Source organism: Bacillus thermotolerans (assembly GCF_000812025.2).
Classification (GTDB): domain Bacteria; phylum Bacillota; class Bacilli; order Bacillales; family Domibacillaceae; genus Quasibacillus; species Quasibacillus thermotolerans.
This window is the reverse complement of record NZ_JWJE02000077.1, coordinates 1-11,599: the sequence shown is the minus strand read 5'-3', so window position 1 is coordinate 11,599 and position 11,599 is coordinate 1. Positions and strand designations below refer to the sequence as shown.

The following is an 11,599-nucleotide window of genomic DNA, read 5'->3' as shown; positions in this document are numbered from 1 at the left end:
AATTAAAAGGTATGAGCCCGGTGCAATACCGGACTCATGCCCAACAAATTGCCTAATGAAATAACCTGTCTAACTTATGGGGGTCACTTCATAAACGATCGCTCTTTTTCAATCGCTCGCTCCCGTAAAAAAGTAACATATGTGTATACACGGATTAGTTGCCTGTCTTATTTGGAATCCCCATAAAAATGTCGGAATAACTTAGATGCGAAAAGGCAAATTAAACGTATCTTTTTGAAAGGAGTGTTTACGACATGCCACAACAGGCTCAACAAATTCTTAATCAGATCAAACAAATCGCTCAGCAGCTGGAACAGCAGGAGACGCAAAATGCACAGCTGCTTCAGCAAGGGCAGCAATCCGATCAACAGCTGGCTTCTCTTGAACAACGGGCGGCCCAGCAGCTGAGCCAAATTCAGCAGCTCATCCAGCAGTATCAGCAGCAAAGTCCGACGCAACAAAGCTTCCAACAATCCGCAGGAAGTGCTTCAGGTCAATTTTCCGGAGTCCAGTCTGCTTTTCAGCCTGGTTTCGCTGGAACGAATGCAGAAGAAGTGAGACAGCAAAATCAGCAATCTGCGCAAAATCAGACCAGCGAAAATAGCAACGGATTGAACCAATTTTAATCTTTTTTCTGAACAATCCTCATTAACCCTTGAGCTTTTATTGCTCGGGGTTTTTTGGCATCCTGAAGCGCATAAACGTCGGTCTCCGGCAGCAGATGCTTGACCTCATTGCAGAATAGGACTCTCGCTAACTAGTGATTGCTGGAATTTTGCACCTGAGTAAACAGATAATAAACACTATTTAGGTATTTATTAAGTACGCAGTTAGGAGTATGATAGTAAGAAAAAAGAAAGAAGGCATCATATGGACTCAACAGTATCAACAACCACATCACGCAAAACAAAGACCCTAGTCATCCATGCACTTTTCATCACACTTACCCTCGTAGCCACTATGTTTATCAATATACGGCTTCCTATTATGGGTAACGGCGGCCTCATTCATCTAGGCAACGTGCCCCTCCTTATCGCCGCCTTTGTTTACGGCAAAAAAGCCGGAGCCATCGCAGGCGCCTTTGGAATGGCCTTTTTCGACATTATCTCCGGCTGGGCTGCATGGGCACCTTTTACATTTATCATTGTAGGTGCTATGGGTTATCTAGCTGGTCTGATCGCTGAAAAGATTCCCGGCAAAAGAGTGCTTGTCTATGCACTAGCCGTTGCCGTTGCGTTAATTATAAAAGTCGTAGGCTACTATTTTACCGAAGTAATTCTCTATAGTAACTGGATTCTGCCATTCGGCTCCATCCCTGGAAACGTAATGCAGGTTCTCATAGCCGGAATCATCGTCATCCCAATCGCTGGACGTCTGAAGGACATTATTGGACGGATATAAGAACAAACTATATGAACGATGAGCTCCCTCTTAAGCGGACAGGTGAAGACCAGCATGCTGCTTTGAGAGGGAGCCTTTTTATGTCTAATAAGCGTCTTTTCTCCATCCTAGATAGAAAAATTAGCCTTCATATATTTCATTTTCTTTAAATAGTTAATAATTTATAGTTGTGTTGTTAATCATTGTAAAGCTTTGGTAACTGGCCTCGAAATTGAGCTTCTTTGCTTTAACATGGTAAATGAAATCTTTCTAACGGGAGGAAACATTGTATGAAAAAATGGGGATTACTGCTTACCCTCCTCTTCGCTGCTCTCGTTTCGCCTTTAACTAATGTACCTGCGGCGGCTGCACAAGAGAGCGAAGAAGATGTGTTACCATTAGCAAAAGCGCATGCTCACAACGATTATGAACATGATCGGCCTTTATTGGATGCTTTAAGCCATGACTTTACCAGTGTGGAATCGGATGTCTGGCTAGTCGATGGGGAACTGCTCGTTGCTCATGACAAGGAAGATGTTGATCCGAACCGTACCTTGCAATCTCTTTACCTGGATCCATTAATGGAAAAAGCAAAGAAAAATAGCGGCTCTATTCATCCTGGCTATAAGCATGAATTCATCCTTTGGATTGACATTAAATCGGACGGCGCGGAGACCTATCAAGCGATCCACAAACAGCTTCGAAAGTATCAAAGCATGTTAACGAAATTCACTCCCGGCGGAGTTAAGCCTGGTGCGGTCACTGTTTATATCTCAGGGAACCGTCCTCGTGATTTAATGGAAAATCAAAAAGTGCGCTATGCTGCCTACGACGGGCGCATGAGTGATTTTGGCACAGAGGTTTCCAATGAATTTATGCCCATCATCAGTGACAACTGGACAAACCACTTCACTTGGACAGGCAGTGGTGAAATGCCGGAAGCAGAAAGAGAGAAGCTTTATACGATCGTTTCAACTTCTCACGCAAACGGACAAAAAGTCCGCTTTTGGGCAACGCCCGACCTTCCAACACCTCAAAGAGAGGCAATTTGGCAGGAGCTTTTAAAAGCGGGTGTTGATTTCATCAACACGGATGATTTAGCCGGCTTGCAGGGATTTCTAACCGAATACGATCCTCAGCCTGCCGAACCCCATATTACTTGGGAAGAGACGAAGCAAAAATAATTCATTAAAACGCCCCTTCGAATATATAGGGATTCGAAGGGGCTTTCCTATCAGTTAAAAAATAAACAAAGTTAAAGTTATGAAAAGAGCCATGCCTATGTTCGCTTAATCGTATACCTACCATGCATACGATTATATTTTTTCGAAAAGCTATACTAACTTGATTACTTTTGTTAATTGGAATGGAAATCAACAGCCCTCGTTTACAGACAAAATAAAAGAACTGTAGACGCTCGATTTCCATCGAATTGTCTACAGTCTGAAAGGAGCCTTTTTACATAAAAAGACTCCGTAATTAACATTACACTTCGTTCATGGCTTCGGCGACTTCAGTAAAAATAACGCCTAAGGCATGGGCACCTGCATCTGGATAACCAAGGCTTCGGTCTCCGACTGTGCCAGCACGTCCCATGCGGGCCACGATCTGCTCCGTTGATTTGGCTCCTTTTACAGCAGCTTCTGCCGAGTTGGTCAGCATCGTTTTTACGCTGTCGCCAGCATTGGCCCCGGCTGTTAATGCATCTGCATACGGCACCAATGCATCGATTAACGTTTTATCTCCAACTACAGCACCGCGGCCAAAGGAACGCTCACCCGTAGCCTGTACACCCTTCACTGCTGCTTGCATCATATCAGCAAATTCATGACGGGTAAGAGACGTTTTAGCTCCTGCATGTTTTCCGGCTGCTCGAAAGGCCGATCCCCAGATCGGACCGGATGCTCCGCCGCAATGCTCCATAATGACAAGAGAGCACGCCTCTAGAAAAGCACCTATGTCCGTTGTTTTCGTTTCCATAATCTCATGCCACTCAGCTTTTAGCTGTCTGAACCCTTTCGCTACACTCATGCCAAAGTCACCATCACCCGCATGAGCGTCTAATTCACAGAAAGGCACCTCGTTCCGGATAATGCATTCACTCATCTGATCGACCATGAAAACAATATTCTCTAAGGTAACCGTATCCTCTGCAAGGTTCGCAAATTCCCGATTGGTTTCTACCTCGTAAGAAACCGGCTTGTTTTCCTTGTCTGCTTCAACAACTTTCTCATAAGTCACATATGGAACTTCTCCATGAATCTTAAGTGCAGGAGTATCACACACTTCGGTCAGAAGGCTCTTTAGTTCTTCATCTAATTTCATAACAGATAACGAGGCGCCTGCCATATCGATGCTTGTCATGTAGTTTCCAACGAAAGGCTGTACGATCCGGACATTTCGCTTAGTTAATTCCCGCACGACAGCTTGGTTCAATACATAAAGCTCCTGAATAGGGGTGCCGCCGAATCCATTCACAAGAACCGCGATCTCCTCCTGATTGCCTTCGATGTTTAATTCTTCTAGAAGGGCCGTTACCATTCTTTCTGCCAGCTCATCAGCAGGAATGACTTTCTCTCGGCGAATTCCAGGCTCTCCATGAATCCCCACGCCATATTCCATTTCATCCTCTGCAAGCTCAAAGGTAGGCGTCCCTTTCGCCGGAACCGTACAAGAGGTGAAGGCAAAGCCGATGCTTTTCACATTGGCAACTGCCTTTTCTGCGGCGGCCTTCACCTCGGAAAGTTCATAGCCTCTCTCTGCGGCAGCTCCGGCAATTTTGTGAACGAGAACCGTACCGGCAACCCCGCGTCTTCCTACCGTGTATAGGCTGTCCTGGACGGAAATATCGTCATCTACTTTTACATAGTCAACGGGAATGCCATCTTCCTCAGCTAGAAAGGCGGCATTTTTGAAGTTCATCATGTCACCGCTGTAATTTTTAATAATTAATAACGTTCCTTTGTTGCCAGCTGTTTCACGGATGGCTTGATATACCTGTATTTGAGAAGGAGAAGCGAATATATCTCCACATACCGCAGCGTCAAGCATGCCTTTGCCGACAAACCCTGCATGAGCCGGCTCATGTCCGCTGCCGCCTCCGCTGATTAAGCTTACCTTCTCCTTATTCATACGTTTCTTTTTAATGACGGTATACTTTTCCAGCCATTCAAGCTCGGGATGGGCAAGCACCATTCCCTTGCACATCTCCCGTACAACATCTTCCGGTTTATTGATTATTTTCTTCATCGCTAACACCCTTCCTGCGATTTTTCCTTAGATAAATATGTGCTTATCTACGAGTTATGCTCTTGTTCAGTAAAAATAATGTCCTGCTACTCCATCTCTCTTAAACCCTCATTCCTACGCTCCCTAATTGTTTATGGCATCATAAAAATGTAGGTTATGGCATTTAATTTGTGCAGTGCCGTAGGTACTGCACAAATTAAAAAGACCACTTGCCAACAATCCCAAAAATCAATACACTTCCTGTTGGGTAATTTGACGCAGGAGGTATTTAAGGAGAGGTTGGCAGTGGCCGAGATTAATTATATCAGACATGAAGCAAACAACAAAGGGCATAGTTATTCGGAGATCGCAAAAAGAATAAACAGAGATTATAGAACAGTTAAAAAGTATGCAGAAAAGGTGGATTTTAGTCCAGAGGAAAAGCCAAAACAATATAGACCTTCTCCAGTAATAGATCCGGTCAAACACATAGTGGATGAATGGCTTTTAGAGGATTTTAAACAGAAGAAGAAGTTTCGTAGAACAGCTAAGAGAATATGGGAACAGTTAAAAGAAGAGTTTGGTTTTAAGGGTTCTGATCGGACAGTTCGAAACTATGTTTCTAATCGAAAGCAGGAGCTGTTAAATGAAGCAGACCAAGCTGCAATACCGTTAGAGACCAAGCCGGGTTCAGCACAAGTGGATTTTGAGGAGGCACCATTCAAATATCAAGGAGAACAGATTACTCTACCCTATCTGGTCTTGTCTTTCCCATACAGCAATTCCTTTTATTTTCAAGTATTCCCTTCACAAAACAAAGAATGCTTTCTGGAAGGGTTAAAGCGAATTTTTCACCATATGGGGGGAGTTCCGAAAAGGATAAGATTTGATAACCTTTCAACTGCCGTAAAGAAAGTATTGCCAAATGGCGAACGGCAATTAACTGAGGAGTTCCAGAACTTCGTTCTGCACTATGGATTTGAGTGTGAATTCTGTAATCCTAATAGTGGCAATGAAAAAGGCCACGTTGAATCCATGGTGAAATATGTGAGGAATAATTATTTATTGCCTAGCCTTCACGTATTGGATTTAGATGAACTGAACAAAAATCTGTGGGAGAAGGCAGAGAATGACCGGCAACGAAAACATTATGAAAAGGAAGTCTTAATCTCAGAATTATTCAAGGAGGATCAGAAAGCCTTTTTAGTATTGCCAAGCAAGGAATACCAATGTGTTAGATATGAAACTTTGAAAGCCGATAAATATGGTTACATAAAGGTAGAGAAAAACATATACTCTACCTCACCGAGGTATGCTTTAAATAAGGTTCTAATAAGGATTTCGTATAATACCATTGATATTTTAACAGATGATCATGAATTGATAATAAGACATTCACGCTTATATGGCCAATATAGAAAGTCTATCAAGTGGCAGCCATACTTGAACTTAATGGCCAAACGTCCTATGGCACTCAAATATACGAGTTTTTATGAGCAACTTCCTGATGAATGGCAAACTTATTTAAACTCATGTACGGTTACAGAGAAGTCAGAGGCTTTGAGATTACTCGCAACGGTACTCAAAGACCATGATTTTACTAGAATTACAGAAGCATTAACCATTGCATCCGAACATGGTCATCCTTCAGTCGAATCGATTAATCAGGTATTCTATCAGCTCATTAATGGCCGAGGAATTCGCCCAGAAATACACCCTAAACTTCCATTACCAAATATGCCGGAAGCAGCAAGAGGTTTAGAGCATTATAATCAGCTTCTGAAAGGAGCTGAATTAAATTGAATACACAAATTCAAGAGTATGCCAAACGCTTGAAGTTAAGCTGGGCAAGAGAGCATTACCACGAGATTAAAGCAAATTCGAATGAAGAGTTTCTACTCCAGCTTTTTGAAAAAGAAATTCAGCAACGTGAAGAAAGAAAGACCAATCTCTTACTTGCCCAAGCAGGACTCCCTAATGCATCTGGAAAGCCATTTGATTGGAGTGAAATCGTTCTAGCAAAGGGACTAAATCAAGAATACTTACTGGACGGAAAATTCATGGAGAAACAAGAGAACCTCATTTTTTATGGTGGGGTTGGGACTGGGAAAACATTTTTATCGACACTCATTGGGCTAAATGCCATACATAAGTATGGCAAGCCGATAAAGTTCTATACAGTGGCATCATTAGTCAATCAATTATTAGAGGCGAATGATAAAGGAAATCTCAATAAGATTTTTAAAAAGATTGAAAAGCTGGATCTCCTGATACTGGACGAGTTAGGTTACATTCCCTTACATAAACAAGGAGCAGAATTATTATTTCAAATTATCTCAATGTGTTATGAAACCAAAAGCATTATTATAACTACTAACCTTCAGTTTGGTCAGTGAAATCATGTATTTGGTGATCCGATTTTGACAGAAGCTGTTATAGATCGATTAATTCACCATTCTCACTTAGTGGTATTTAAAGGACCTAGTAACCGAATGAAGGAATCTTTATTGCAAAATTAAAGAATTGAAGGATTGTTGGCAAGCAACATTTTTGATTGCCGTTTACAACATTTTTTGCTTGCCAAATACACCCTAATTTATTCCATTTAAAATAAAGTTCCGCACATTTTCTGCATTTTCCCGATTTTTTTCTCTACTTTTTTTACCACAACTTTATTATTTATTAAAATAATGTCGTGGTATTTTCCTGCATTTTCTCTCTCTTTTTTCAGGCTTTTGGGGTTCATAAGAACCCCTCTCTCTTTCTTTCAAACGTTGAAACCGTAAGGTTTATCCTGTTTTTTTATTCATGCAAAAAAGGATGGAACTCCTGTTCCCACCCTTCTTTCTTGCTTTTGATTCCTGCCTTTGTCCACACGTTTTCCACAGGCATATCAGAACTTTGTTTTGATTATGACAGGGGTTTGTTATGAATGTCAGTACATTAATATTCCTCTACATAGTAAGTACAGAGGATAGGATTAAAGGGTTTAGGGAAACCCCACTCCAGTCCTCTTTATCATAACCAGATTAATTTGCCTCTAATGGAAGTTTTGTAATATCCGAAACATCTTTATGCTCATACTTTATCACTTCAAATCCAGGCACTCGCAGTGTGATTGTATCGAAACCATAAGGTGGCATTCTTGGTCCCTCAAATGTGACTATTTGAACCGTAATATCATATTTATCATCAAATTCATCACGAACGATATCAATAACCCGTTCCGAATCAAAGAGCCTTGATTCACCATAATATGTTTTTGTCGCTTCCAATATTTCTTGCCCTATTGACCTTAAAGATGCCTTTTCAAGAACTGCTTCACTTCCTACAGTTTGGAGCTTTTTCGATTCCTTTTTAACAACTTTCCACTAGTCATTTTCTTTTTTTAAAGTGTACAAGATATTTAGACCATCCAACTTAACTACATGAATAAAAGCAATATTTTCCTTAATATAGATTCTTGGTTCTCTTACCCATTTCCATACGTCTGATGTTAAAACTGATAGGAATGCCTTTCCTAAAGGAGTTATGTCTCCTTTTTCATCATAATAAGGAAACTCCCTAAAAAAATAAATATCCTTTACTCCCTTTAAGTCCACGTCAAAATAATACTTATCCATGAATTTCTGGTCATGTACATTTTGATTTGCATAAACAGTAGCAGTATTGATTAACAAGACCATCCAGAGAGAAATGAATAATTTCATCCGTATATCATACACCTACTTTCTCAGTAGGTATCCTTCCCAAAATGAAAGTATCTATAATTCAATTTTGCAAACCTATTACGTTCATTCTTCTGAAAGTATTAATCTTCTTAACTCCTTCGTTATGTTTGGTGAGGTAAGATAAACAGTGGAGCTATCCGTTATATACATCAATGTACTCTTCTCATTTTCTTTCCCTAACCATAAGTGCATTCCATGTGTAGGCAATCCCCCTTCGTCTGCCTCGTATTCCACCATTACATCGTAATCAGGTTCAGATATTTTAACCTCCCCTGGTTGTTTGACCGCAGTTGTAATCGCCTTTTCAAAAACATCTAATGATTCATCATCTTTAATCGATAGAATAATCTCCTCATTCATTTCTCCTGTTCCATTCGACTTTGAAATTTTAATTTCTGATATTTTTTCATCTAAAAGAACCATTGTTTCTCCTGGTTGTAATTGGCAACCTATTAAGGCGATTGCAATACATAAAATTGTTAATATCGAAAATATAACCTTCAAGCTATTTCCTCCCCTCTATCATCAAGGTGAGCAGAGTTGCACACTTAATAAGACGGTTTATATATTCTATCGGTGTCGGTATCAATTACATAAACAACCTCCATGTCCTCATTATAGGCAAGCTGGTCAAAACAGTTAATTCGGCAAAATATAGCTGGAAGGTTTAAAATATCTGAAGTAAGAGCTTTGGCATTTATGTACATTTTCATAAGTTCCTGTTTTGAACACCTTTTCCCTTTAATTAAAACTTGGTGATAATATCCGTCAATTTTAACTATCAATGTCATCACGATTGACTGCTAATCAATCCATATAGCTTAAGTTTGGCTTGTCTTTCCTACTGAAATACGGACCGCACCAGCCTGTTTCATGAGTTCTTACATAATTCCAATTAAACCCCTTATCTACTACGTAAACATCTTCCTCATTTACAAAGTCCTCGGCTGTTAAAGTTGAAGCATTTTCCAGAATAAAAGCATTGTCGGAGTGCTGGTAAAAAACATAACAGGACTTTTTTGCCTCTTTGTTAAATGCAATGTCTGCCTGTTCTTCTTTCAAGCATTTCTTTTTTTCATAACTAAATACATGCCATAGATAACCACAAAAATCACCTTGGTCATGCAGAAAAATAGTCTTCTTTTCCTTATCATTAAGATGGTTTACGAAATTATCTTCCCATTTTTTCCGTAGATATGTCCCCCGCTTAGGTATTTCTATCACTCTTACTTTTTTCATTCTCATTGAAGAAACTAAATCCATCATATTTTCCAACATGACACCCTCTTTTTATATACTCAACTTGCTAACCGTATGTTTCATACAAAATATCCATTAAAATCTTTTCGTATGACTTTATCTTCCTCCAAAGTGCCTCATATTCTGACGAATCAGGTTTGCACTTGTCTAATTCAACAAACATACTTATTATAGATTTTTTTATTTCAATCTCTTTATCGGTTTGATTTTCTATATTTCTCCTATCTCGATACATTATGAGGTGTTCTTTAAAATTCTTTCTTGCTTCTGCAAGGGAATAATCACCATTTGGACCACCCCAAATTTCATCTGCATATGGATCATCTTGTCCATCGTCTTCCCAATGACAAAGTTCACATATATCAAATATTCTCCGTTCTTCGATTGTTGGAAAGCCACAACAAGGACACTTTTCACGCTTCAATCTAATCTCTCCCTTTATTCAGATTAACCTTTTTTAACGCAAATGACGTTTATACTGCTTAAATGCCTTGTGTGGTGGAATTCCTACCGTTTCATCAGGTACATAACAATCTCTATCGTGATATGGCATTTCTAACTCTTCCCATTCAAAATCATCCTCAACACATTTAATAAATAAATCGTAACCCTCACCATCTGAAGGGGATAACCCTAACCTTACTTCTTTATGCTTTAATGCAACATCAATTGCTTCTCTTAGTTCGATTAAAGCTGTCCGATTAGCAATAAGATAGGCATTACTATGCCACATCTGTTGTCCAAATATATGGCACAAAGGGGTCGGTTCATCCTCTTCATAAAAACGATTCTTATATGCTTGATTTAGCTGTTCAAGTACGGTTTCAGGGCTACAAATATCTAAGTAGGTGTCCATACCACTCTCCCAATACCTTTGTCCACAACCCCAAAACTGCGAAATAAAGTCATCATATAAATCATTGTTCTCCACAAATAAATATCTTTCCAAGGCATCTTCTAAATCCCCAATATAATAATAGCTGTGTATATTTGTATTTCATCCTTTTTATAAATAAAATGATAAAGAGCATCCGCTATTTTTTCGCTTTCCAGCAAATCAAAATTATTTTTCTTTTTACTTTTTGGTTTTAATACCTCTTTTACAAACGGTGTTTCTGGAATATAAATAGCTGTGAACAATTTTATATCTGACATTTATAGACATCTCCTAAACCAATATTACCTCAAATCCTATTTTTACAAAGTACGCAATTATTAACTATAGATTATTTGGAGGACCAATATGATAAACATTCTATCCCAATTCATGAAAGAGCATTTTGATAATATACCCTTAAGACCGCCACTATTTTATTCTTGGGAATACGGTATCCGTTTTGAAATTTCTATGCCCTGGGTACAACATGAAGATAGGGACAATCTTCAGCAAATCGAAGAAAGAAATAATGGTATATTCAATAAAGTTTTTCATGATAACGATGAAATGTTACTGGTCGCTGACATTCATTGTGAAAAGAACGATACTTTTTTACAAAAGAGACCAACAAAGGTCTATCAAAAATATATAAAAAACAAGGAATTAAGACGAAAACTGCAACATAAGGTGTTACCAAGTGTTTTCTTAGAAGATGAAGACGGTGAAGATTATGAAGAAATGGTCACGCACCGATTTGCTCTGTCCTGTGAAAAGAGCGACATTCGTTATAAACCGCTCTTAACTGCTATTAGTTATGAGGACTTTCCACATCCATCCCAAATTTTAAAGGGATTTCCCAGAAATGGTGTGGATATTTACTTTATAAATGTCTCCAGAAAAATGATTTACCACTTATACGATGACCGAGGCTGTGACGTTATCGCCTCAAACAAAGAAGATTTACATTCACTCTATGAAGAACTAAATGATTGGATTTTAGACTATGACCGAGAACAGATTGATAAGATATTTCACTAGTGTTGCATGAATAATATTTAAATTTTCAGTTTAATTATTTTCCTTATTTGGAGCCAAAAAAGGAAATACCCATACAAAGGTGGCT

Annotated in this window: 14 protein-coding genes and 1 pseudogene; 6 read left to right on the top strand and 9 right to left on the bottom strand. The window is 39.2% G+C overall.

Features of this window, described 5'->3' with window-relative positions; genetic code table 11:
* Nucleotides 1–254: 254 nt before the first annotated feature.
* From QY97_RS20915 to QY97_RS18085, 3 genes are all read left to right on the top strand, one after another.
* Nucleotides 255–626, top strand: a complete 372-nt coding sequence (locus QY97_RS20915; protein ID WP_232506385.1) for a hypothetical protein — start codon at nucleotides 255–257, stop codon at nucleotides 624–626.
* 244 nt (nucleotides 627–870) lie between these two features.
* On the top strand, nucleotides 871–1,401 hold the full coding sequence (locus QY97_RS18090; RefSeq protein WP_039233115.1) for an ECF transporter S component: 531 nt from the start codon (nucleotides 871–873) through the stop codon (nucleotides 1,399–1,401).
* 269 nt (nucleotides 1,402–1,670) lie between these two features.
* Complete coding sequence (locus QY97_RS18085) at nucleotides 1,671–2,564, top strand: phosphatidylinositol-specific phospholipase C/glycerophosphodiester phosphodiesterase family protein (RefSeq protein WP_046128813.1); 894 nt, start codon at nucleotides 1,671–1,673, stop codon at nucleotides 2,562–2,564.
* 301 nt (nucleotides 2,565–2,865) lie between these two features.
* Here QY97_RS18085 and dhaK read toward each other — a convergent pair whose 3' ends face one another.
* The gene (gene dhaK / locus QY97_RS20165) at nucleotides 2,866–4,629 is read right to left on the bottom strand and encodes a dihydroxyacetone kinase subunit DhaK (protein WP_039233113.1); all 1,764 of its coding nucleotides are present in this window, start codon (nucleotides 4,627–4,629) and stop codon (nucleotides 2,866–2,868) included.
* 285 nt (nucleotides 4,630–4,914) lie between these two features.
* Here dhaK and istA point away from each other — a divergent pair, with 285 nt between their 5' ends.
* Both istA and istB read left to right on the top strand, forming a co-directional pair.
* Complete coding sequence (gene istA, locus QY97_RS18075; RefSeq protein ID WP_232506383.1) at nucleotides 4,915–6,411, top strand: IS21 family transposase; 1,497 nt, start codon at nucleotides 4,915–4,917, stop codon at nucleotides 6,409–6,411.
* Nucleotides 6,408–7,127: pseudogene (istB, locus tag QY97_RS18070) on the top strand (IS21-like element helper ATPase IstB). Before istA ends, istB begins: the two are co-directional and overlap by 4 nt.
* A gap of 86 nt (nucleotides 7,128–7,213) precedes the next feature.
* On the opposite strand, the gene QY97_RS20570 reads toward istB, so the two are convergent.
* From QY97_RS20570 to QY97_RS18035, 8 genes are all read right to left on the bottom strand, one after another.
* Complete coding sequence (locus QY97_RS20570; RefSeq protein ID WP_156994550.1) at nucleotides 7,214–7,354, bottom strand: hypothetical protein; 141 nt, start codon at nucleotides 7,352–7,354, stop codon at nucleotides 7,214–7,216.
* A gap of 283 nt (nucleotides 7,355–7,637) precedes the next feature.
* The gene (locus QY97_RS20910) at nucleotides 7,638–7,898 is read right to left on the bottom strand and encodes a DUF3888 domain-containing protein (RefSeq protein ID WP_326497385.1); all 261 of its coding nucleotides are present in this window, start codon (nucleotides 7,896–7,898) and stop codon (nucleotides 7,638–7,640) included.
* Nucleotides 7,899–7,979: 81 nt separating this feature from the next.
* The gene (locus QY97_RS20905; protein ID WP_229731556.1) at nucleotides 7,980–8,318 is read right to left on the bottom strand and encodes a hypothetical protein; all 339 of its coding nucleotides are present in this window, start codon (nucleotides 8,316–8,318) and stop codon (nucleotides 7,980–7,982) included.
* 84 nt (nucleotides 8,319–8,402) lie between these two features.
* Complete coding sequence (locus QY97_RS18060; protein WP_039233110.1) at nucleotides 8,403–8,843, bottom strand: hypothetical protein; 441 nt, start codon at nucleotides 8,841–8,843, stop codon at nucleotides 8,403–8,405.
* 303 nt (nucleotides 8,844–9,146) lie between these two features.
* Complete coding sequence (locus QY97_RS18050) at nucleotides 9,147–9,602, bottom strand: DUF4275 family protein (RefSeq protein ID WP_039233121.1); 456 nt, start codon at nucleotides 9,600–9,602, stop codon at nucleotides 9,147–9,149.
* Between the two features lie 43 nt (nucleotides 9,603–9,645).
* A complete protein-coding gene (locus QY97_RS19705) occupies nucleotides 9,646–10,023 on the bottom strand; it encodes a CPCC family cysteine-rich protein (RefSeq protein ID WP_052717132.1) in 378 nt (125 codons plus the stop codon).
* Nucleotides 10,024–10,056: 33 nt separating this feature from the next.
* Nucleotides 10,057–10,530: a hypothetical protein gene (locus QY97_RS18040; protein ID WP_156994552.1), complete on the bottom strand. Its 474-nt coding sequence runs from the start codon at nucleotides 10,528–10,530 to the stop codon at nucleotides 10,057–10,059.
* 26 nt (nucleotides 10,531–10,556) lie between these two features.
* Nucleotides 10,557–10,754 carry a hypothetical protein gene (locus tag QY97_RS18035; RefSeq protein ID WP_039233104.1) on the bottom strand — a complete coding sequence of 66 codons (198 nt, stop codon included), beginning with the start codon at nucleotides 10,752–10,754 and terminating at the stop codon, nucleotides 10,557–10,559.
* Nucleotides 10,755–10,842: 88 nt separating this feature from the next.
* Between QY97_RS18035 and QY97_RS18030 the strand changes: the two genes are divergently transcribed.
* Nucleotides 10,843–11,514: a DUF3885 domain-containing protein gene (locus QY97_RS18030; protein ID WP_039233102.1), complete on the top strand. Its 672-nt coding sequence runs from the start codon at nucleotides 10,843–10,845 to the stop codon at nucleotides 11,512–11,514.
* The last annotated feature ends 85 nt before the right edge of the window (nucleotides 11,515–11,599 follow it).